The organism is Staphylococcus sp. HMSC056G08 (assembly GCF_001812305.1).
Taxonomy (GTDB): Bacteria; Bacillota; Bacilli; order Staphylococcales; family Staphylococcaceae; genus Staphylococcus; species Staphylococcus simulans.
Genome location: NZ_KV808542.1, coordinates 7616 through 7918, shown reverse-complemented (window position 1 = coordinate 7918; position 303 = coordinate 7616). Strand labels below are relative to the sequence as shown.

At 38.0% G+C, this 303-nt stretch carries 1 protein-coding gene; it reads right to left on the bottom strand.

Annotated features, from left to right (window positions below):
* On the bottom strand, nt 1–303 hold a 303-nt coding region (locus HMPREF2846_RS14530), incomplete at both ends, for an FIVAR domain-containing protein (protein ID WP_176745503.1).

Below are 303 nucleotides of genomic sequence, written 5' to 3'. Positions count from 1 at the left end.
CAGCTTGAACGGCTGTTTCGAAAGGAGTTACAGTATTTGGTTTGTAGTCATCTTTTTTAACAGCTTTTGCATCGTCTAATGCTTTTTGTAATTCATCTAATGCGTCTTGACGTTCTTTAGCCGCAATTGCATTGTTTAATGCTTCTGTTGCTCGTTGAACTTCTTGAGGTGTCGCATTTTGATTATCATTCACTGTATTAGCTGTTGCTAAAGCATCTTGGACTGCTTTGTCTTCTTTATCTGCAGGGTCAAGTTGTCCTAAACCAGTTGCTTTATCGATTGCTTTTTGTAACTCAGCTTTAT